17 protein-coding genes are annotated in these 21829 nt (G+C 73.7%); 6 read left to right on the forward strand and 11 right to left on the reverse strand.

Annotated elements, in window-relative coordinates; translation table 11 throughout:
• Positions 1 to 255 precede the first annotated feature (255 nt).
• The 3 genes from OG764_RS34080 to OG764_RS34090 form a co-directional block, all read right to left on the reverse strand.
• Entirely contained in the window at positions 256 to 4341 is a 4086-nt protein-coding gene (locus OG764_RS34080; RefSeq protein ID WP_328972189.1) for an nSTAND1 domain-containing NTPase, read from the reverse strand.
• Positions 4342 to 4551: 210 nt separating this feature from the next.
• Complete coding sequence (locus OG764_RS34085; protein ID WP_328972190.1) at positions 4552 to 5562, reverse strand: hypothetical protein; 1011 nt, start codon at positions 5560 to 5562, stop codon at positions 4552 to 4554.
• Positions 5563 to 5741: 179 nt separating this feature from the next.
• On the reverse strand, positions 5742 to 6281 hold the full coding sequence (locus tag OG764_RS34090) for a GNAT family N-acetyltransferase (protein ID WP_328972191.1): 540 nt from the start codon (positions 6279 to 6281) through the stop codon (positions 5742 to 5744).
• 115 nt (positions 6282 to 6396) lie between these two features.
• On the opposite strand from OG764_RS34090, the gene OG764_RS34095 reads away from it, so the two are divergent.
• Together OG764_RS34095 and OG764_RS34100 are read left to right on the forward strand one after the other, a co-directional pair.
• Positions 6397 to 6933: a DUF1203 domain-containing protein gene (locus OG764_RS34095; RefSeq protein ID WP_328972192.1), complete on the forward strand. Its 537-nt coding sequence runs from the start codon at positions 6397 to 6399 to the stop codon at positions 6931 to 6933.
• A 120-nt stretch (positions 6934 to 7053) separates the two neighbouring features.
• Entirely contained in the window at positions 7054 to 7407 is a 354-nt protein-coding gene (locus tag OG764_RS34100) for a hypothetical protein (RefSeq protein WP_328972193.1), read from the forward strand.
• 110 nt (positions 7408 to 7517) lie between these two features.
• On the opposite strand, the gene OG764_RS34105 is transcribed toward OG764_RS34100, so the two are convergent.
• From OG764_RS34105 to OG764_RS34130, 7 genes are all read right to left on the reverse strand, one after another.
• Positions 7518 to 9647, reverse strand: coding sequence for an ABC transporter ATP-binding protein (locus tag OG764_RS34105; RefSeq protein ID WP_328972194.1), 2130 nt, complete (start codon positions 9645 to 9647; stop codon positions 7518 to 7520).
• Positions 9648 to 10009: 362 nt separating this feature from the next.
• Positions 10010 to 10342 (reverse strand): hypothetical protein, encoded by a 333-nt coding sequence (locus OG764_RS34110; protein WP_328972195.1) that lies wholly within the window; start codon positions 10340 to 10342, stop codon positions 10010 to 10012.
• 103 nt (positions 10343 to 10445) lie between these two features.
• Positions 10446 to 11444 carry a cation diffusion facilitator family transporter gene (locus tag OG764_RS34115; protein ID WP_443056132.1) on the reverse strand — a complete coding sequence of 333 codons (999 nt, stop codon included), beginning with the start codon at positions 11442 to 11444 and terminating at the stop codon, positions 10446 to 10448.
• Entirely contained in the window at positions 11444 to 11575 is a 132-nt protein-coding gene (locus OG764_RS41815; protein WP_443056133.1) for a hypothetical protein, read from the reverse strand. The genes OG764_RS34115 and OG764_RS41815 overlap by 1 nt, the downstream gene beginning before the upstream one ends.
• Positions 11576 to 11708: 133 nt before the next feature.
• Complete coding sequence (locus OG764_RS34120) at positions 11709 to 12356, reverse strand: maltokinase N-terminal cap-like domain-containing protein (protein WP_328972197.1); 648 nt, start codon at positions 12354 to 12356, stop codon at positions 11709 to 11711.
• A 91-nt stretch (positions 12357 to 12447) separates the two neighbouring features.
• Entirely contained in the window at positions 12448 to 13593 is a 1146-nt protein-coding gene (locus OG764_RS34125; RefSeq protein WP_328972198.1) for an RNA polymerase sigma factor, read from the reverse strand.
• A 67-nt stretch (positions 13594 to 13660) separates the two neighbouring features.
• Complete coding sequence (locus tag OG764_RS34130; protein WP_328972199.1) at positions 13661 to 14068, reverse strand: YciI family protein; 408 nt, start codon at positions 14066 to 14068, stop codon at positions 13661 to 13663.
• 323 nt (positions 14069 to 14391) lie between these two features.
• Here OG764_RS34130 and OG764_RS34135 point away from each other — a divergent pair, with 323 nt between their 5' ends.
• Both OG764_RS34135 and OG764_RS34140 read left to right on the forward strand, forming a co-directional pair.
• Positions 14392 to 15855, forward strand: a complete 1464-nt coding sequence (locus tag OG764_RS34135; RefSeq protein ID WP_328972200.1) for a M1 family metallopeptidase — start codon at positions 14392 to 14394, stop codon at positions 15853 to 15855.
• A gap of 60 nt (positions 15856 to 15915) precedes the next feature.
• Positions 15916 to 17553 (forward strand): AAA family ATPase, encoded by a 1638-nt coding sequence (locus tag OG764_RS34140; RefSeq protein ID WP_443056264.1) that lies wholly within the window; start codon positions 15916 to 15918, stop codon positions 17551 to 17553.
• A gap of 16 nt (positions 17554 to 17569) precedes the next feature.
• Here the strand turns inward: OG764_RS34140 and OG764_RS34145 are convergent, their stop codons facing one another.
• Positions 17570 to 18397, reverse strand: coding sequence for an endonuclease/exonuclease/phosphatase family protein (locus OG764_RS34145; RefSeq protein WP_328973265.1), 828 nt, complete (start codon positions 18395 to 18397; stop codon positions 17570 to 17572).
• 224 nt (positions 18398 to 18621) lie between these two features.
• Between OG764_RS34145 and OG764_RS34150 the strand changes: the two genes are divergently transcribed.
• Positions 18622 to 19800 carry a UDP-N-acetylglucosamine--N-acetylmuramyl-(pentapeptide) pyrophosphoryl-undecaprenol N-acetylglucosamine transferase gene (locus OG764_RS34150; protein ID WP_328972202.1) on the forward strand — a complete coding sequence of 393 codons (1179 nt, stop codon included), beginning with the start codon at positions 18622 to 18624 and terminating at the stop codon, positions 19798 to 19800.
• A gap of 148 nt (positions 19801 to 19948) precedes the next feature.
• On the forward strand, positions 19949 to 21748 hold the full coding sequence (locus OG764_RS34155) for an FG-GAP repeat domain-containing protein (RefSeq protein ID WP_328972203.1): 1800 nt from the start codon (positions 19949 to 19951) through the stop codon (positions 21746 to 21748).
• The last annotated feature ends 81 nt before the right edge of the window (positions 21749 to 21829 follow it).

Raw genomic sequence — 21829 nt, forward strand, 5'->3', positions numbered from 1 at the left:
TCTGTATCGAGATCGGAACCGCGGTGCGCTCTTCGCTTTCGCATCCGTGGTGCGGTTCCACCGGCTGAGCGGCCGGCTCTTCGACCTTGCGGCGTGACGACGTCCCCTGTCGAGGAGCCACGCGTCGCCCACCACGGCAGGAAACGGGAAACCCGGGGGAAACCCCGAGGTTTCCCGGACGCGCCGAGCCCGCAAGGGAGGTGAAGCCCCGTCACCGGGTGCCGCCACCCCTTGCGGGCGTGAAGGAAGAGGGCGTCAGCAGTGGTGCCCGTGCGCGAGCTCGGGCAGCAGGGTCCGCCGGCGTGCGAGACCCGTCGTGCCGATCAGGGCGCAGACCTCGTCGATGCGGTCGGCCGGGGCGAGGGACCACAGGCGTACGGTCCCGTCGGTCCCGCTGCTGGCCGGGCGGCCGTCCGACGGGTCGAACACCACGCCCCACACGGCGCCGTCGTGCCCGGTCAGCCGGGCGGTCAAGCGCAATCGGTCGGGGTCCCAGAGCCGGACGGTGCCGTCGACGCCGCCGGAAGCCAGGCTCCGCCCGTCCGGGCCGAACGCCACCGCGCGGACCGCGCCGACATGCCCGGCCAGGACGTCCGGGGGTCGTCCCGTTCCCGGGTGCCAGACGCGTACCGTGCCGTCGTTGCCGCTGGTCGCCAGGAGCAGGCCCGCATCGTCCCCCTCGCCGCCGTCAGGGCCGGTGTGGGGGCTGAAGGCCAGGCTGCGTACCGCGCCGGAGTGGCCGCGCAGGACCTCGTGCTCCGAGCGGGTGGAGAGGTCCCACAGGCGGACGGTCAGGTCGTCGCTGCCGGAGGCCAGCAGCCGGCCGTCCGGGCTGAACGCCACCGTGTTGACGAAGTCCTGGTGTCCGCTGAGGGTGGAGAGCTGCCGGTGGCCGGCGGTGTCCCACAGCTTCACCGTACGGTCCGCGCTCGCCGATGCGAGGGTGCGTCCGTCGGGGGAGAAGGCCACGGCGAAGACCGCGCCGCCATGGCCGGTGAGCGTGGCCAGGAGGGTCCGCCGGGCGGTGTCCCACAGCCTGACCGTGCGGTCCGCGCCCGCCGACGCGAGCGTCCGGCCGTCCGGGGCGAAGGCCACCGTGAACACCGTGCCGTGGTGGCCGGCGAGCTTCACGGCCGGTCCCCGTCGCCCCGGGCGCCACAGCCGTACCGTGCCGTCGGCGCCGGCGGAGGCGAGGAGCCTGCCGTCGGGTGCGAACGCCGACTGCCAGAGTTCGGCGAACGGGCGGGCGATCAGCGCGTTTCGTTCCGGGTCCCACACCACGGCGGACCGGTCGAAGCTGCCGGTGGCCAGGACGTTCCCCGGCCCGACCGCCACGGCCAACACGTAGTCGGTGTGTCCGCCGTACGTCTGGGTGACACGGCGGGTCGCCGCGTCCCACACCTTCGCCGTGCCGTCGCCGCTGCCGCTGACGACGCCCGTGCCGTCACGGGTGTAAGCGACGGCGTTGACGTCGTCGCTGTGGCCGCGCAGCACCGCCGCCGCCGTCCGCGTCGGCCGGCCGGCGCCGCCCGTGCTCGTCGTTCGGGGGGCCGCACGGATTCCCGCGGTGCTCCAGATGCGTACGGTCCGGTCCGCGCTGCCGGAGGCGACTCCGCGGCCGTCCGGGGCGAAGGCCACGCCCAGGACCACGTCGGTGTGGCCGTCGAGGACCGTCACGCGGTACCCGCCCGGCCGTTCCGCCGCTGCCGCGCCGGCGTCCTCCGCCGTGTCGTGCGGGTCGGCCGGCTCCCACAGCCGGACGGTGCGGTCCGCGGAGCCCGAGACGACCGTACGGCCGTCGGGGGAGAACGCGACGGCGTGAACGGTGTCCCCGTGGGCGCGCAAGGTCGCGGACAAGTGCCGGGAGCGAACGTCCCACAGGCGTACCGTCCCGTCGATGCCGCCGGTCACGATGCTCCGGCCGTCGGGGGAGAAGGCCACCGAGCGGACGCCGCCGCTGTGGCCGTAGAGGACGCCCGCGGGCTGGCGTTCGGGCAGGCGCCACAGCCGTACGGTGCCGTCGGAGCTCGCCGATGCCAGCAGTTTGCCGTCCGCGCCGAACGCCACGCCCAGCACCGGCCCGCCGTGGCCGGTGAGCACGGCCACCACCGAGCGGTGTCCGGCGCCTGCCTTGCCCGTCCGGCCCACGTCCCACAGGCGTACGGTTCCGTCGGTGCTGGCCGTGGCCAGGAGGCGGCCGTCCGGGGCGAAGGACACGCCGTTCACGGGGCCGGTGTGCCCGGTCAGCCGGCCGGCGAAGGCCTGGGACTGGGTGCTGAGGAGCGCGCCTCGGGCCTCGGTGGTCGGAGCGGTTCGGAACGCCTGGGCCGCGAGCAGCATGGATGCCTCCGGCCTGCCGGCGGCCATCGCCCCGGACCGGACGGCCATCGCCTGCGACTGCGCCACGCGCCGCTCCGCCACTGCCCGCGACCGCTGGTGGAAGGCCAGCGCGCCCGCGCCGACGGCCAGGACCAACAGGGCCGCGAGCGTGGCCAGCAGCCTCCGGTGGGTCCTCGCCTGCCGGAGCGTGCGCTGCCGTCGCCGGGCCTCCTCCGCCCGGCTGGCCGTGAGGAACTCCGACTCCGCCGGCCCCGGAGGGTCGCGGCCGTCCCGCTGCTCCGCCCACTCGTCCGCGGCGGCGAGGCGGTTGCCCCGGTACAGGAGCTCCGGGTCCCGGCCCTCGCGGATCCAGGCGGCCGCGGCGTCGGCGAGCTGCTGGTGCAGCAGCAAGCCCGCGCGGTCGGCGTGGATCCAGTCCCGCAGCCGCGGCCAGACCTGGAGGAGGGCCTCGTGGCTGATCTGCACGGCGGACTCGCCGGCCGTCACCAGCCTCGCCCGTACGAGGGAGTCGAGCGCGGCCGAAGCCGCCCGGGGATCCCGTACGCCCTCCGTGAGCCGGTCCGGTGCGGTGCGGCGGCGGGTGGCCGCGACGCCGTCGCCGACGTGCACCAGCTGGAGGAGTACGCGGCGGGCGGCCTCCTGGCCGTCGCCGTCGAGCGCGGAGAACACCTCCTCCGCGGTACGGGCGACAGCGCCGCGCAGCCCGCCGGTCGCCTCGTAACCGGCGACCGTGAGCGTACGGCCCGTCCGTGCGCCCCAGGTGACGAGGAGCGCGTGCGACAGGAGGGGCAACGCCCAGGCCGCGCCCGGCGGGTCGCCGTCCCCGGCGCCGGCGTCGCGCAGGAGGACCTCGACCAGGCCCGGTTCGAGGACGAGCCCGGCGCGTTCCGCCGGACGGGTGACGGCCGCGCGCAATTCGTCCGGGGCCATGGGGGAGAGCACGAAGAGGCCGTGCGTGAACACCTCGGCCAGTTCGGGGTAGGCGAGGCAGCGGCCGCTGAAGTCCGCCCGCAGGCCCAGGACCACGAGCGCTGCCGCGTTCGCGCCGCCGCGGGCGAGGGCGGCCAGGGCGGCGAGGCAAGCGCGGCGCTCCGCTTCGTCCCGGCACAGGGTGAAGATCTCCTCGAACTGGTCGACGACGAGGACGAGTCGGGTGGGGCCCGGGGTGGTGGCGGCCCGCAGGGCGGGTGCCAGGAGGGCGGGGTGGCGGGCGAGTTCGGCGGCGGTCGGGAGCGTGTCGGGGTCCACCGCCTCGGCCAGCGTGGCGAGGAGTTCGGCGAGCGGGTCGGCCGTCGGGGTGCAGATCAGGACGTGTCGGCGGGTCCGGTGATCGTGTGGGTGGGGCGGACCCGGTGGGGTTTGCTGCTCCTGCTCCTGCTCCTGCTCCTGCTGCTCCTGCTGTTCATGTGGCTTCTGTGGCTTGTGTGACTTCCGTGGCGCCGGTGGTCCCAGGGGTCCTGGATCGACGCGTGCCAGGGCGGGGGCCAAACCCGCCCGGAGCAGCGACGACTTGCCGGCGCCGGAGGGAGCGACCACTGCGAGGGGGCCGGTGCCGGCGCGTTCGGAGAGGCGGGCCATCAGCGCGGCGGCGGCGCGTTCGCGTCCGAAGTACCAGTCGGCGTCCTCGGTGCCGAACGGGGCGAGGCCCCGGTACGGGCAGTCGCGCGCGGGTTCCGGCGGCCTGGGGTGCGGCACTTCGGGTACCAGGCCGGCGAGGGCGCCCGCGGCCCGGAGTGCGGCGTCGCAGGAGCGGGCCAGGTCGGCGGTCGGTGGTTTGGCGCCGTTCTCGATCTTGCTGAGGTAGCCCTTGCTGTAGTGGACGAGGCGCGCGAGGGCGGACAGGGACAGGCCGCGCTCGGTTCTCAGTCGGCGCAGTGCGGGCCCGAAGTCCGCGGCCCGGCCCGCTTGCCGAGGTGGGTGAGCGTGGTGGGGTCCCTGAGATTCCTGGGGCGTGTGGGGCCTGTGGGTCTCGTCCGGTGACCGGTCGGCTGTCCCGTCCATACGTGCCTCCGCGCAGATGCGGTTGCTCACGCTAGCGAGGGCGGGCCCGTCGCTGCACGGACGGCGACTCGTTCGGCTGATTCACGGCCGGGGAGGGTGGCGGGGCGGTTCCGGGCTGACGGCGCCACCTCGTGACGGCGCCGCCCCCGGGGCCGCGCCGCGCGGGGCGGACGGCCGCGGGGGCGGCACGTTCAGTCGGCTCGGCTCAGGTCAGCAGGCCTGGTCGGAGCTCGCGCGTTCCCGTACCGGCGGTCGCAGGACGACCACGGCGAGGGCGACGGCGACCGCGGCGCACAGCATCGCGACGGCGTTCGCCCAGGGCACCGCCGCGCCGAGCGCGTGGGCGAGCGGGTCGAAGCCGGCGACCTGACCCACCAGGGCGAGGCCGACCACCGACACGGCCGACAGGGCGGCGGCCCACCACGCGGCCGGCGTGTTCCGGACGGCCACTGCCACGCCGCTGCTCAGGCAGAGGACGGCGGCGACGGCCGGAGCCGCCTGGCCCGCAGTGCCGGACAGCAGGGCCGCCGGGTCCGCGGGTCCGTACAGCGCGGCGACGATCAGCAGCGCGAGTCCCACGGGCCAACGCAGCGTCCGGCGCAGGGGCGCCGTCGTCGGCCGGGGCCGGACGTCGGGCGTGCGCGGCGGCCCGGAGCGGTCCACGAGGCCGTAGCCGGTGGACGGGTCGAGCTCGTCGTACGGGTCGTCAGGGGGCGGTGCTCCGGCGGGTGCGCCGCGGCGGGCCGCCGGGCCCGGCAGGCCCTGGTCGGCGGGCTCCAGGGGCGGGGCGCCCGACGGCGTCGGTCCTTCGGGCGGGGTGGTCGCGAGGATGCCCACCAGGGTCGCGACGTCCTCGATGGGCCGCTCGGACGCGGCCGCGCGCAGCGTGATCTCGGCCTCGGTCTTCTCCTGCGGGGACTGGCACAGCTGGTCGATCAGTCGGCCCACTTCGTGCACCGGGCGGGCGACGGCGGCCGTGCACAGCGCGTCACGGACCAGGTCGGGGTGCCGGCCGCCCTGCTTGAGCAGGGAGACGAGTTCGGTGACCTGGTCGAGCGGGCGGCAGGTCGCCACCGTGTCCACCAGGGTGCGCAGCGGGTCCGCGTTCACCGTGCTCGCCGCGTCCGCCGGGTGAGTCGGCTGCGGCGTCGTGACGGGGTGGGCCTCGGGTTGCTCGCGACCGTCTGCCGACGTGGCCGCGGAGGGGATGGATTGGTTCATCGAAAGCTCCGTTCGCCGACGCACGGGTCTACTCATGCGTGCGTCGGTCGCTGTGCACCTAGGAGGTGCACGCCCTGTCATTAGGCATCGACACAGCGTCATACGCCATTCGGGGCAGGCAAACGGGTCGTCCGGCGTGGCGTGGCGCGGAGCGGGGCCCGGCGCCCCGGCTGCCGGGGCTACTCGTACGACTTCGGCGGCTGCGCCGTCGGCGGCCGGTCGCGGTGGCGGGACAGGACGCCGGTGGTGGTGCCGTCTGCTTCCTCGATGTCCCGCACGTGGGTGAAGCCGATGCGGTGCAGGAGGGCCAGGGAGGCCTTGTTCTCCGCGGCCACCGTGGCGTGGACCGTGGGGAGTTCCAGGGTGCCGAAGCCGAACGCGACGATCGCCTCGGCCAGCTCCGTGCCGAGGCCGGAGCCCCACGCCGTCGGGGCCAGGGCGTAGATGAGCTCGTGGCCCCCGACAGTGTCGGTCCACTTGATCTCGGCGTGGCCGATCAGGAGCCCGTCGCGGCGAACGGCCCATACGGCGAACAGGTCCTGGGCGTAGACGTTGGTGAAGATCCTGCCGAACAGGGCCCGGTCGTCCGCTTCGGTGGCGGGCCCCTCACCCATCCACCGCGACACCCTGGTGTCCTGGAACAGGGAGACGAAGGCGTCTTCGTCCTCGGGGACGTACGGGTCGAGGAGCAGCCGTTCGGTGCGCAGCGTCGGGGTCACGGGCGGCGACGCTACCCACGCGCCGCCGGTGCCCGCAATCCACTTTTCGAGCCCGTCGAACTCCGCGTCGGAATTCCGCCAGCCAGGGCGTGGGGCCGCCGCCGACACTGGTCCCATGACCACCTACACACCTCTTCCGATCCCTTCCGCCACGCTCCGGGCCCTCCGGGAGACCGACGACAGCGGGCGGCCGATGCGGCCGTGCACCGCGCGCGAGGACGGCGAAGCCCCCGCGGCCGACGGGTCCCTCGCGTGTGTGGGCAGCCTGCTGCGGTGTTGCCTGCGGGACATCGAGCCCGGGGAGCGGATCGCTCTCGTCTCCTACGCGCCGCTGCGCCGCTGGGCGGCGGAGGCCGGGGCCGAGCCCGGGGCCTACGACGAGGCGGGCCCGGTGTTCATCCACGCCGACGAGTGCGGAGGGCCGCGGGGAGACGGGGGCCATCCGTTGGCGCGACCGGGGGCGCTGCGCACCGTCCGGCGCTACAACGCCGACGGGCACATCGTCGGGGGTCGGTTCTTCGAGGTCCCGGACGACGCCGAGGCGGGTTTCACGAAGGTCTTCGGGGAGGCGTTCGCCGAGCCGGACGTGGCACTCGTGCACGTACGGGCCCTGGAGTACGGCTGCTTCCAGTTCGAGGTCAGGCGCCCGTAGCCGGTCCAGGGGGTGCGGGACGGCGAGCGGACCGGGGTGACTAGAGTCGTTCCCACACGGCTATGAGTCATATGTGAGGTGTCCGGCCGGAGTCGAGGCCGGACGGGAGAGGAAGCCACGATGGACGTACGGCACTTCGAGCGGATCACCGCGTTCATCGAGGCACGGCTGACGCCGTTGTTCGACCCGGAGTCGGGGAGCGACCACGGCTGGGGCATGGACGACAAGTCCCGAGCGCTGCGGTCCCTGCGGAACACGGTGCTGGGCGCGTCGGCGGTCAAGGGCATCGTCGAGCGCCGGGCGGAGGCCGATGCGGCGATGCGGCGCGTCATCGACCAAGCCCTGGAGCACAACTGGGACGTGCTGCGCGGCATCGCCCGGCAGTGGGAGGACCACCCGGACTTCGTACGGGAGTTCAAGCGGCACGCCTGGGAACTGGAGGAGGCTCCGGCCACGGCGGCCGCGGAGGCCTGAGCCCGCGCCCCCCGACGGCGGTAGGGGCGCGGGGCGGCACGGGCCGGCGGCGGGTGCGGCCGGGGGCGACCGCGACGTAGCGGTCGCGTTGGCCGGCCGGGGACGGTTCGTCACGGCTCCTCGGTCGACGCGGACGTCGTGCACGTCGGGCACGTCGGGTACGTCGGGCCTGAGCGGGACGATCCGCGCGCGGGCAGGTCGTCGTGGGTGCCGGCTGCCTGGGGCGGGACCGTGGCTGCGAAGGCGGCTGCCTGGACGAGGTAGGCGTCGCGGAACTCGCCGGTGCCCGTCCGCTCGTCCATCAGCTCCTCGAACGTCCCCGACTCCGCGACCCGGCCGTCCTTGAGTACGTGGATCAGGTCGGCGTGGCGTACGGAGTGCAGGCGGTGGGTGATGAGCACGATCGTCTGGCCGGTGTCCGCAGCCAGGGCCCGGATCTGGTCGAAGACGCGCTGCTCCGCGACCGCGTCCAGCGCGCTCGTCGGCTCGTCCACGATCAGGATCTCGGCCCGCCGGTACTTCGCCCGCGCGATGCCCACGCGCTGCCACTGGCCGCCCGAGATCTGGTGCCCGCCCCGGTAGCCGCGCGCCAGCAGGGTCCCCAGCCCGCGCGGCAGGCCGGCCAGGACCTCGTCGGCTCCGGAGTAGGCGGAAGCCTCCTCCACCGCCCGGTCGTCGATCGGCCGGACGGGCCGGCCGATGCCGACGTTGACGCGGAACGTGAACGGCCAGTGGAAGAAGTTCTGCGACATCAGCGCGACCCGCGCGAACACCTGGCTGCGGTCGGCCGCGCGGGCGTCCACGTCGTCCCACCAGATCGTCCCGCCGCCGCCCTCGATCCGGCCGCCCTCGCCCGCGCCGCCCCCGGTGCCGCCCTCGCCCCCGTCGCCGTCCGGCAGGTAGAGCCCGGCCAGGAGCTTGACCAGGGTGGACTTTCCCGAGCCGTTCTCGCCCACCAGTGCGATGATCTTCCCCATCGGGAAGGAGAGGCTGACCTCCCGCAGGGTCGGTTCCGGCCGTTCGCCGCTGCTCCCGGGGTAGGTGAAGGTGACCTTCTCGAAGCGGACCTCCCGCAACCGTTCGGGCAGCGGTTCCCCGCCCGCCGGGATGGCGCGGGCCTCGGCCTCCCGGCACAGCCGTTCGTAGTCGGCGACGAACAGTGACTCCTGGTGCATGTCGGTCACCTGGAGGACCAGGGAGTCCAGGCTGCCGCCGCCCGTGCGGATCGCCAGTACGGCGGTGCCCGCGACCGCGAGTTCCATGGCGCCGCCCCACAGCAGCAGCCCGAGCGCGCCGTACGTGAGCAGGGTGGCGAGTCCGCCGGCCGCGTCCGCGATCAGCCCGACCCGCGCGGCCCGCTGCGCCAGCCGGGTCTGCTCGCGTTCGCTGGTCTCGGCCATGTTCCGGAAGTGCCCCAGGAGGAACGGGCCGACGTCGTGGACGCGGACCTCGGCCGCGGCCTCCTGCTGGGTGAGCATCTGCCCCAGCAGGTGCCCGGCGCGGGCGTGCTGGACGAAGGTGTGGAAGGACAGGTAACGCTGCTTGGAGATGGTCAGCGAGCTCCACGCGCTCGGCAGGGTCATCAGGACCAGCAGCGGCAGCAACACGGGGTGCAGGACGGTGAGTACGCCGGCGGCGGCGATCAACGAGATGGCGGAGTTCAGGGTGTTGGTGCAGTAGCGGATCATGCGGCGGGCGGAATCGGCGCCGTAGCGGGCGGCGTCCAGCAGCCGGTGGAACTCGTCGTCCTCGACCGCGGCGAGCTCGACCCGGTGTACCAGGCCCAGGTAGCGCTCGGTCGCGACCCGCTGCACCTTCGGCTCCAGCGTGCCGGTCGCCGCCGTGGACGCGGACCGCAGCAGTGATCCCAGCAGCGCCGTCACCGCCACCACGACGAGCGCGGGCACCGCCCGCGCGAGCCGGTCGTTGGTGGCGCCTTCGGTGAGGAGGTGCCCGAGCACGCTGTTGACCGCGACCAGCCCGACGGCCTGGGCGATCCCGCGGCCGAGCTCGGCACCCAGCACCACCCGCAGCGCCCGGGCGTCCGCGAGGTGCGCGAGGCGGACTCCCGTGCCGGCCAGCCGGGGCAGGCCCCGCGCCATCGCCCACAGACCCAGCTTCAACCAGGCGCCCTCGTGCCGCTCCCACCCGATGTCGTACGCGAGCTCGCCGCCGAACAGGAGCCGCTCCGACTCCGACACCCCCGCGGTACCGGGGCCGGGGCCCGCCTTCTCGCTCATGCCCGCCGCCCCGTCCCCGGCCGTGCGGCGCGTCGGCCGCCGACCGGAGCGTCAACTCGGCGCCCGGCCCGCGGCCGAGGACGGCCGGCGGGGCGGTGGTGTTCGAATGGGGAAGGGGCGGCTCGGCGAGCGGACAAGGCATCCACGGCATCCTCCGGATGGGCGCATGTCTGGTACAGGTGCTCTAAGAACGGCGCCGCCGCGGGGGTCGTCACGGTCATCCGGGAAGCAATGTGCGAACGGATGTTCCTGGGTGCGCCGGTGGACTTGCCGGTTCGGGGGACGTCGCGTTGAAACTCCCTCGAACAGGGGCGGGTCACCCCTGCGGGGTATTGCCTCTGGCCCCGCTCCTGCCTCCGGAATTACGTGCCGCAGTCCTCGACCCGCTTGAGGGCCATGCGGGCGTCGACGAGCTGCTCGCCTTCGAGGGTCTGCCAGTAGGGGTCGGTCAGGACGAGGCGGGACAGGCGCAGGAGCCGCCGGTAGAGGTGAGCCAGGGCCTCGGCCTGTTCGGGGGTGTAGCCGGGGGAGTCGGGGACGTCGCCGCGGTGGCTGTAGCGGTACTCGTCGGCCTTCCAGCCGGCTACGGGCTCGGCCGACCACGGCAGCTCCGCGCACAGCGCGAGGTACCGGGAGCGGACGCGGTTGAGCTGGAGCTGGAGGGCGCGTAGGCGGGGAGGGAAGTCGTACTGCATCTTCGTATCGTACGACTGTTCGAATTAACTGGTCCAATCGAGCCATGTCCGAGAAAGTGCGGTGCCGAGCCGAAGGCCCTGCTCTGGCGAACCGGGCCGCCCCCTAGGGGTGGGAGGCGCGGTCCGCGAGCGGTCTGGTGGGCTCCGGTGCGGGCTCCGGTGCGTGGTGGGCGAGGCCGGCGTGCGGGTCGCCGTCGGCGGGCGGGTGGTCGGTGTGCACGGTGGCGGCGGTCAGGCGGGGCAGGGCGTGGATGAGGGCGTGTTCGGCCGCGACGGCCAGGGCGTGGGCCCGGACGACGGTCAGGTGGGGATCGACGACGATGTCGGCTTCGGCGCGCAGGGCGTGGCCGATCCAGCGCATGCGTACCTGCCCGACCCCGCGGACCCCTTCGACGTCGAGGAGGGCCTGCTCGGCGGTGTCGACCAGCCCGGGGTCGACGGAGTCCATCAGCCGTCGGAAGACCTCGCGGGCGGCGTCGCGCAGGACCATCAGGATGGCGGCGGTGATCAGCAGGCCGACGACCGGGTCGGCCGCCCGCCAGCCGAGCGCCGTACCGGCTGCGCCCAGGAGCACGGCCAGCGAGGTGAAGCCGTCGGTGCGGGCGTGCAGGCCGTCGGCGACGAGGGCGGCCGAGCCGATGCGGCGGCCGGTGCGGATGCGGTAGCGGGCGACCCATTCGTTGCCGGCGAAGCCGACCACGGCGGCGAAGGCGACGGCCCACAGGTGGCTGACGTCGCGGGGGTGGAGCAGCCGGGCGACGGCCTCGTACGCGGCCAGCGCGGAGGACGCGGCGATGGTCAGGACGATGGCGATGCCGGCCAGGTCCTCGGCGCGGCCGTAGCCGTAGGTGTAGCGGCGGTTGGCCGCCCGGCGGCCGAGGACGAAGGCGACCCCGAGGGGCACCGCGGTCAGCGCGTCGGCGGCGTTGTGGATCGTGTCGCCCAGCAGCGCCACCGACCCGGACAGGGCGACGATCACCGCCTGGACCGCGGTGGTGGCGCCCAGCACGGCGAGGGAGAGCCAGACGGTGCGCATGCCCTCGCGCGAGGCCTTCGCCGCCGTGTCCACCTTGTCCATGGCTTCGTGGCTGTGCGGGGTCATCAGGTGTGCGAGCCGGTGGCGTAGCCGCTGCCACCGGCTGTCGTCGTGAGCGTGAGCGTGAGTGTGGGCGCGGGCGTGTCGGTGCCCGTGATCGCGACCGTGGTCGGGATGGCGGGGGTCGGGGTGGTCATGGCCGTGCGGGTGGGTGTGGTTGCCTGCCATGGGGCTCACCATGGCAGGCGGATCCGATTGCGGCTATCACCGTCATACCGCCCGTGACCAGGTGCGATGCACTCGCAGGTGCGACCGGTCGGGTGCTGGCTCCTACCGGGGCGCGAGGGTCGCGAACACGGCCCGTGCGGACGTTCCGTCCGGCCAGGTCCAGCCGGCGACCAGGTGTACGGACGAACCCTGCGGTGCCTCCGACGGCCGCAGGACCCGGTGGATCCGAACCTCGTCCCTGTCCCGCCCATCGGGCTCGTCGTGCCCGTGTCCCCCGCGTCCCCCGTGGCCGCCGTGGCCGGCGTCGTCGGGGTCGCTGCCGTGGACGGTCACGGTCGGGTCGGGGGTGTCGCTCGCGTTAGGGTGCTGCGCCACGGCCTCGCCGCGCAGGAGCGCGCGCAACTGCGCCGTCACCACCGGGTCGTGGGCGCCGTCGTAGATCCACCGGGTGCCGAGCACACCGTGCTCGGACGTGCCGATCAACGCCTCGGCCGGGACGTCCTCCAGGGCTGCGCCGCGGTAGCCCATCGGCACCAGGTACGCCACCGGATCCGGCGCGCCGGCGTCCACCACGACCATGACCTCGATGCCGACCTCGCCCTGCGGATCGTCGAGGCGGAACCCGCCGACGTTGACCAGTTCCGGTTCCGGACCGCCCGCGTCACCCTCGTACCAACTCTGCTTCGGCAGCCAGTGGTTGAGCAGTTCCCCCTTGGTGGGCTTCATGGTGGTGCGGTGGATGACGGCCATGCGAGCTCCTCACGCGTAGGTCCGGGCCCGTGCTTCACGGGATGTGATCTCGAACCTATAGGAAGCGGCGCGGGCGGTTTCTGTCGGCCCGTCAACGGTTCCGGCGGGTGTTGAGGCGGGCGGCCTGGCGTGTCAGGTGGTCTCGTTCGGCGAGGTTGGGTGCCTTTCGGGCGGCCTCGGCGTAGAGCCGCGCCGCCGTCGTCAGGTCGCCGTCGCGCTCGTGGAGGTAGGCCGCCACCGCGGTGTGGCGGGGCAGTGAGGCGTCCAGGGCGGCGAGTGCCGCCAGGCCGGCGCGCGGGCCGTCGGCCTCGCCGACGGCCACCGCGCGGTTGAGCCGGACGACCGGGCTGTCGGTCAGGCGCGCGAGTTCGTCGTACCACTCGACGATCTGCACCCAGTCGGTCTCCTCGGCGCTGGGCGCGTCGGCGTGGAGGGCCGCAACGGCGGCCTGGGCCTGGAACTCGCCCAGCCGGTCGCGGGCCAGTGCCGCCTGGAGGATCTGCACGCCTTCGGCGATGGCCGCGGTGTCCCAGTGGCCGCGGTCCTGCTCGGCGAGCGGCACCAGGCTGCCGTCGGGCGCGGTCCTGGCGGCGCGCCGGGCGTGGTGCAGCAGCATCAGGGCGAGCAGACCCGACACCTCGGGGTGGTCGATCGCGGCGGCGAGCTGCCGGGTCAGCCGGATGGCCTCCGCGGCGAGGTCCACGTCTCCGGAGTAGCCCTCGTTGAAGACCAGGTAGAGGACGCGCAGCACGGTCGCGACGTCGCCGGGCCGGTCGAAAGGTACGCCGGAGACGGTGCGTTTGGCCCGGCTGATCCGCTGCGCCATGGTCGCCTCGGGTACGAGGTACGCCTGGGCGATCTGGCGGGTGGTCAGCCCGCCGACGGCGCGCAACGTGAGCGCGACCGCGGACGACGGGGTCAGCGACGGGTGGGCGCACAGGAAGTACAGCTGGAGCGTGTCGTCCACGGCGGGCGCGGGGCCGGGCGCCGGCTCCTCGTCGACGAGGTCTTCGCGTCGGCGGCGGGCACCGTCCGCCCGGGCCGCGTCGAGGAACCGGCGCCATGCCACGGTGACCAGCCAGCCCTTGGGGTCACGGGGCGGGTCGGCCGGCCACGTGCGGACCGCCTCGACCAGTGCGTCCTGCACGGCGTCCTCGGCCGCCGCGAAGTCGGCTCCGCGGCGGACGAGGATCCCGAGAACGGCCGGCGTGAGGCTCCGGAGCAGTGCTTCGTTCACCGGGTCGGCCCGTCGGAGGTCACGGGGGAGATCACGTGGGAGGTCACGTGGGAGGTCACGTGGGAGGTCATTCCGTGATGGTGGGCGGCGCGGCCAGGAACGGGCGCAGCTCGAGCCACTCGTGGATCGGCTTCCCGCCGGCGCCGGGCGCGGCCGACAGCTCCCCGGCCAGCTCGACGGCGCGCTCGTAACCGTCGACGTCGATCACCATCCAGCCGGCGATGAGGTCCTTGGTCTCGGCGAACGGCCCGTCGGTGACCGGCGGGCGGCCCTCGCCGTCGTACCGGACGAACGTCCCCTCCGGGGCGAGTGCCTGACCGTCGACGAACTCGCCGGTCTTCTCGAGGCGGGCCGCGAAATCGTTCATGTACCGGATGTGGGCCGAGACCTCCTCCGGAGTCCACTGGTCCATCGGGACGTCGTTCACCGCAGCCGGGGCGCCGCGGTAGTGCTTGAGCAGCAGGTACTTCGCCATGGTGCTTCTCCTCGGTACGAGTGAGACCCAGTGTGGTCTCGTTCACGGCTGGGACGGAGCCGGGCACGCGTTCTCGACACGGTCGGAGAAGTTTTTTTCGGTTTTTTCGATGAGCGCCCGCGAGGGGTGGGCGCGGGCCCGGCCGATCACGAGGTCCCGGCCGCCGATCACCGGGTCCCGCGGCGGTGCGCCGTTTCGCGCCGTGTCCCAAGTCCCGTACGTGCAGAGTGCATTGGAGTCGCGTGAAGTTCTGGGCAAGGGTGCGCGGGTTCCCGTAGCGTCGGCGGCGCGCAATTCCATCACCACGACCGCGGGGGCGGACCATGAGGCGGACCGGGCATTCGATCGCGGCGATGGCGCTCGCGGCGCTGATGGGGGTGGCCGGGCTCGGCGCCCCGGCCTCCGCGGACGCCGGGAGCGGCACCGAGCGTGTGGCCGAGGGCCCCGCCGGGCGCGCTCCCGCAGGCACGGCCGAGGGCACGGCTGCGGGCACGGCTGTCGGCGCGGCCCCCTCCGCGCCGGCGTACCGCGTCGCCCTGCGCGCGGACGACACCGGCACCCGTTGGACCGGCCGCGAGACGGTCACGTTCGGCAACCGGTCCGCCACGCCGCTGCGCGAGGTCTACGTCCGGCTGTGGGGCAACGGCACCGACGGCTGCGGTACGGCGCAGGCGCCCTCCCCGGTCCGGATCGGCCGCGTCACCGGCGGTACCCGGGGCGCGCTGTCGGTCGGCTGTACCGCGGTGCGCATCGCGCTGCCCGCGCCGCTGCCGCCCGGCGGCCGGGCCACGGTCGGCTTCGACGTCTCGATCACCGTCCCCGACCGGATGCACCGCTTCGGCCGCGACGGCGCCCACCGCTACCTCGGCAACGCCCTGCCGGTGCTCGCCGTACGGGACGGCCGCGGCTGGCACCTGGACCCCCACGTCGACAGCGGCGAGAGCTACTACACGCTGGCCTCCGACTTCCGGGTCACCCTCGACCACCCGGCCGCGCTGAAGGTCCCCGCGACCGGGGTCACGACCACCCGGCCGGGCGCCCCCGGGCATACCGTCACCACCAGCGTGGCCCGCCGGGTGCGGGACTTCGCGTGGGCGGCGGGCCCGTTCCGCAGCGGTGTGGCGACCTCGCCGGGCGGCGTCACGGTGCGTTCCTACTGGACGGCCGGCACCCCCGACGCCTGGGTGGCGGCTTCCCGCGCCGAGGCGGTCCGCGCCATCGACGGCCTCGGCAAGCGCTTCGGCCGCTACCCCTACGGCGAGGTCGACGCGGTCATCAGCGACCGGTTCGCGCCCATCGGCAGCATGGAGTACCCGGGCCTGGTCCTGGTGTGGGCGGACGAGACCGGCAGCGGTACGGCCCACGAGCTGGCCCACCAGTGGTGGTACGGGATCGTCGGCAACGACGAATACGCGTCGCCGTGGCTGGACGAGGCGTTCGCCACCTACTCCGCCGACCTGCTCAACGGCGACGACGGCGCCTATTGCGCGGACATCGTCAGCTGGGAGGACGACACCCAGGCGGTCACCAACCCGATGGGCTACTGGGCCGCCTACGGCCGGGGCTGGCACCGCTTCGTCTACTTCAACGGCGGGTGCGCGCTGCACGACCTGGAGAAGGTGTTGGGCGCCCCGGCGATGGCAGCCATGCTGAAGCGCTACGCGCGCGACCACTGGTACGGGGTCTCCACCACCACCGCCTTCCAGCGGGCGGCCCAGGCGGCGACACCCACCGACCTCACGTCGTTCTGGCGTGAACACCGCATCCGCACGGAAAAGACTTCATGACGGCCGGGGGGACGCGGGCAGGCGAGGGGGAACGCGGTGTCGCAACCGTCCTGGGGGGCGTTGTGGAAGTGCAGGCAGGCGTGGCTCGAAGGGGTTTCGCAGCTGAACCGTGGGAACACGGCCGTGGCAGCCGAGATGTTCGGCGTGGCCGTCTCGCACAACCCTGAGGCGGCCGACGCCTGGCTCGGGCTCCACGCCTCGGGGGTGCGGCGGGACGAGGCGCTGGAGGCGATGGACCGGCACGCGCACTCTTTCGGCGCTCTCCGCTGGAAACTCGGGAAGCCGCTGGCCTCACGGTTCGCGATCAGCCGGTACGTGACCTCCCGCCTGGACGGGCCCCGCGACCTCTGGCTCGCCGTCGTGGCGAAACAGCTGGACGAAGGCTGGTGGGACCTGGCGCGGCAGCGGCTGTCCTCGGCCGTGCTCGACTGCGACGAAACGCGGTTCCTGTGTGCGCGGTACGCCCACCTGACGCGGGACTGGGCCCGCCTCGCGGCCATCGCCGAGCCGATTCGCGACCCCCTGCTGCGAGACCAGTCGCAGCTCTACGTCGCCTTCGGCCTGGTGGAGCAGGGTTTCCTCCGCCAGGCGCTCAGGGTGCTCGACCCACTGCCGCAGGCGCTCGGCACGCAGATGGAGTTCCTTCGCGAAGTCGCCGACCTGCGCGGTCGCATCGAGGGAGGGTCCGCCGCCGGTCCGGTGTCCGGCGGGGTGTACGTGGAGTCGATCACCGGCTCGGCGCCGTTCCGTACCCCGGGGACCGGAGGTGACCGGGCGGGCTCGCCGGCCCGGGAGAGCGGATCGGCGCCCAGCGCCGAACAACGTACGGCGATGCTCGACGAGGCCATGGCCGAACTCGACGCGATGGTGGGGCTGGAGCCGGTGAAGCGGCAGGTGCGCGAGTTGTGCGCGCGGCTGAGGATGGCCGCGATCCGCCGCGACCAAGGCGTCGGCGCGCCACCGGAACCGGAGCACCTGGTGTTCGCGGGGCCGCCCGGCACGGGCAAGACGAGCGTGGCGAGAATCGTCGGCAAGGTCTTCGCGGGGCTCGGCCTGCTGGAGCGCGGCCATCTCGTCGAGGCCTCGCGGGTCGACCTCGTGGGACAGCACCTCGGGTCGACGGCCCTGAAGACCACCGGCGTCATCGACTCGGCCGTGGACGGTGTCCTCTTCATCGACGAGGCCTACGCGCTGGTCAACTCGGGGTACTCGGGCGGCGACGCCTTCGGCACGGAGGCCGTTCAGGTGTTGCTCAAGCGTGCCGAGGACGACCGGCACCGGCTGGTGATCGTGCTCGCCGGGTACCCGGACGAGATGGACCGGCTGCTGTCCGCCAACCCCGGGCTGGCCTCCCGCTTCTCCACCCAGGTGGTCTTCCCGGCGTACTCGGCCGACGAGCTCGTGACCATCGTGGAGTCGTTCCTCGGGAGTCAGGGCGATGCGCTCACCGAGGACGGCGAGGTCGCCCTGCGGGCATGCTGTGAAGTCGTGGTCGCCGACGGGCTGATCAACCAGCTCGGCAACGGCCGGTTCGCCCGGGAACTCGCCCGCAAGGCCGCCGCCGTGCGGGACCTGCGCGTACACGACCTGCACGGCAGCTCCGGGACCCCCTCGCTGGAGGAGGTGACCACGCTCCTTGCGGGCGACGTCATGGACGCGTACCAGGAACTCAAGGGGGGCCTTCCGCCGACCGCCTGACCACACGTGCGCCCGGTCACGTCACGTTCAGGTCGGTGTCGAGCAGGTGGTGGTCCGAGTACGGGCTGGGACCCACGCGGTGCCCGAGCGGGGCGATGCCCCGCAGGAAGACGTAGTCGAACTTGAGCTGCCAGTCGGTGGTCGGCTCGCAGTCGCCGGCGGACGAGGGACGGCAGCGGGGGTCCGTGTCCGCGGCCAGTGCCCACATCCCGGCGAGTTCGGAGGCGCCCGGCACGGCGTTGAAGTCGCCGAGCACGATCGCGCGGTCGTGCCGGGCGACGTCCGCGGCGAGTACGGCGGTCTGCTCCGCACGGACCGCCTCCTGACGCCGTTGGGCAAGGTGCGTGTTGAAGACCCGGACCGGCCGGCCGCCCACCGTGGTGGTCACCGCCATGTACCCGCGGTCCTCGGATCCGCCGTGGGGGTATTCCACGGTGACGAGGTCTGCCATCGGCGCCGCCGAGAGCAGCGCCTGGCCGAAGGCCCCCGCGCTCCACGGCAGGCCCCCGCAGCGGCTCCAATTGCCGAGAACCGACCCGTACTCGACGTGGTACACCAGCCCGTACGTGTTCTCCAGGTGGTCCCGGATCATCTCGACGTCCCGCACGCACGCTTCCTGCATGCCGATGACCTGGGGCGCGCGGGCGGCGATCTCCGCGGCCCGGTCGATGTTGCTCGCCGAGCACGGGTTGCAGATGTTCCACGTCATGACCCGGTTCGGCACGACGTTCCTGACGTCCTTGTCGGGCAGCGACCTGGCGACGCGGGCGTCACCCGGCGCACTGGGGCCGACGAGCACCATGCCGGCCCCGGCCACGATCACGGCGCCCGCGAACAGGCGCATGCCCTTGCCGAACACCCTCGCTCCTCACCGTGGACAGCCACCGCATCCGACGTCTCCGTTCCCGAGGTTAGGGGACGGAGTCCGCGGCGACGCACGCGGTGTGCCGACGGCCCGGTCCACGGGGGTCCGAGGGGCGCAGGCCGTGCTCGCCGTGCTCGCCCGGTGGCGCCCGCCCGTGCCCGCCCGGTCGTGCTCGCGCGTTTTCGAACAGTAGGGTGACCAGGGTGAACACCTCCTCGCTCCCGCGTTCCTTCCGGCTGCTCGTGACAGGCGGAGGGACCGGCGGTCATACGTATCCGGCACTGACGGCGATCCGTGCCCTGCAGGGACGCCTCGCGGCCGCGGGCAGCACGCTGGACGTGCTGTGGATCGGTACCGCGGACGGCCTTGAGGCGCGCGTCGCCCCGGCGGAGGGGATCGCGTTCAAGACGGTGGCCACGGGCAAGATCCGCCGGTCGTCGAACCCGCTCAAGATGCTGTCCGCCGCGAACATGAAGGACATGGCCAAGGTGCCGCTCGGCGTGGCGCAGGCCCGGTCGATCGTGTCCGAGTTCCGGCCGGACGTCGTCCTCGCGACGGGCGGGTACGTGGCCGTCCCGGCGGGGCTGGCCGCGCGGATGTGCCGGCGACCGCTGGTCCTGCACGAGCAGACGGTCCGGCTGGGCCTGGCCAACCGCAAGCTCGCGAGTTCGGCCACGCGCATCGCGGTGTCCTCGGAGTCCTCGCTGCCGCTGCTCCCCGCCGACGTGCGGGGGCGGGCGGTCGTCACGGGCAACCCGGTACGGCCCGAGGTGCTGACCGGCCACCCCGACAAGGCCGTCCAGGCGCTGGCGCTGCACGGGTTCGACCGGCGGCTGCCGACGGTGTACGTCACCGGCGGCGCCCAGGGCGCCCAGCAGATCAACGGCGTCGTCCGCGACGCGCTCCCGTGGCTGCTGAGCCACGCGAACGTCATCCACCAGTGCGGTCCGGCGAACGTCGACGAACTCCGGGGCGCCGCCGCGAGCCTCCACCCGGTCCTGGCCGGGCGGTACCACCTGACGGGGTTCGTCGGGCCCGAGCTGCCGGACGTACTCGCGCTGGCCGACGTCGTGGTGTCCCGCAGCGGGGCCGGAACGCTGGCGGAGCTGACGGCGCTGGGCAAGCCGGCCGTGTTCGTGCCGCTCGCCACGTCGGCGGGCAACGAGCAGGCCCACAACGCCCGGCACCTGGCCGACGCGGGCGCGGCCGTCGCGCTCCTGGGCGAGGTCACGGTGCAGACCCTGCAGGAAGCGGTGGGCCCGCTCCTCACCGACCCCACGCGCCGGGCGGCCATGGCCCAGCAGGCCCGTGCGTACGGGCGGCCGGACGCCGCGGACCGTCTGGTGGACGTCCTCCTCGCCGCGGCGGCGGCCAACGGCTGACCGGCCGCCCCCTCCCCGCGCGGCCGCCCCGGAGGTACGGCGGCCGCCCGGGGCCTTCGGCGGGTGGGGCGGGGGTAGGGTGCGGGGCACGGGCGGGGGTGGTGGATCGATCGGGCACGCCCCCGCGAGACTCTCGCAGGGGGAGATCTTGTTCTCTACACGTCTCATGGGTTCGGGCCGGGTCGCGACCGGTACGGCCCTCGCGCTCTGCGCCGGGCTGCTGTTAGCGGGGCCCAGCGCGGCCGCCGGCGGCGGGACGGCCGGGCCTCCGGCCGGTCCGAGCGCGACGCAGGATCAGAATCAGACGCAGGCGCCGAACCGGGCACGGGCGCAGCGGAACCGACCGGCGGGCACCCTCGCGGAGGACGCCTTCGGGCCGGCCGCGGCCGGCGGGGTCCGGGCCGCTGCCAGGGCCAAGCCGCTGCACGACATCGACCTCGACGGCGTCAGCGACCTCATATCGCAGGAGAACGACGGCTCGACCTACGCCTGGCCCACCAGGACCGGCTCCGAGCCCAAGCCGTTCCTCGTCAAGTCCACTGATCCGAACGAACAGTTCGTCGACTTCATCCCCGTGGGCAACCTGGGCGCGGAACTCTATCCGGAGCTGCTCACCCTGTCGGCCGACGGCCGGCTCTCCCTCTCCTCGGCGATCCCGGACCGTACGACGACCCCGTACTGGGTGGGGCGCGGCTGGCAGGTCTACAACCGGATCATCGCGCCCGGCGACGTGACCCGCGACGGCAAGCCCGACGTGCTGGCCCGCACGCCGTCCGGGGACCTCTACCTCTACAAGGGCACCGGCCGGCTGAAGCCGGACCCGTTCAGCCCGCGCGTCAAGGTCGGCAACGGCTGGGGCATCTACGACCAGGTCATCGGCGCCAACGACGTCGACGGCGACGGCACCGGAGACGTCCTGGCCCGTTCGCTGGACGGCACGCTGTGGTTCTACAAGGGGTCGGGATCCGCGACCGCGCCGCTGCGCGCCCGCGTGAAGATCGGCACGGGCTGGAACGCGTACAACCAGATCATCGCCGCCGACGACCAGAACGGCGACGGGCGGGCGGACCTGTACGCGCGCAAGCGGGACGGCTACGTGTACACGTACTCCGCCACGGGCGGCGGCAAGTTCGGGGCGCCCCGGCGGGGCGGCAACGGGTGGGACGGCACCTGCTTCCTCATCGGGGCGGGCACCACCCAGGTCTACGGCAAGAGCCAGAGCATCGGCATCAAGTCGGCGGACCAGAGCTGGTGGAAGTTCGAGAACACCGCGAACGGGAAGTACGCCGAGCCCTTCGAGATCGCGTGGGATCCGGGCACCAAGCCCGCCGCCGGCGGCCGCTTCTCCTACGCCACCGCGCTGCACAACCGCAATCACGCCAGCTTCCTCACCCAGTACGGGAGCAAGCTCAGCATCGCCGGCCGGGTCGCCAGCACGAGCTGGACATACGGCACCACGGTCGGCCCCGGCGACCTGACCGGGGACGGCAAGGGCGACCTGCTGGGCATGGGCGAGGACGGGATCCTGTGGCTGCACCCCGGCGACGGGGCCTACCAGACTCGGCTCGGCGCCCGCATCAAGGTCGGCGCGGGCTGGAGCCCGTTCCGCGGCAACCTCTTCGGCGCCGGTGACTACAGCGGTGACGGCCGGGCCGACCTGCTGGCCCTCGGCACCAACGGGCTCTTCCTCTACAAGGGCACCGGGACCGCCGCGCGCCCGTTCGAGCGCCCGGTCAAGGTCGCCGAACTCCGTGACAACTGGAGCGGATACAACCTGGTGGTCGCACCGGGCGACCTCGACGGGGACGGCAAGAGCGACCTCGTCGCCAGGGACTCCGCGGGCGACATGTGGCGCTACAGCTCCACGGGCCGCAGCGGCACGGCCACCTTCGCCGCCCGTACGAAGATCTCCAGCACGTACATGAACGTGTACAGCCCCTTCTTCTAGGAGCGCCGCCGCGTACGGGGAGGCCCAGCGCGCCGCGTGCCCGCCGGGCTGCGTCGGAACGTACCGCTGGGACTCCGGGGG

It is taken from the genome of Streptomyces sp. NBC_00239 (assembly GCF_036194065.1).
Taxonomy (GTDB): domain Bacteria; phylum Actinomycetota; class Actinomycetes; order Streptomycetales; family Streptomycetaceae; genus Streptomyces.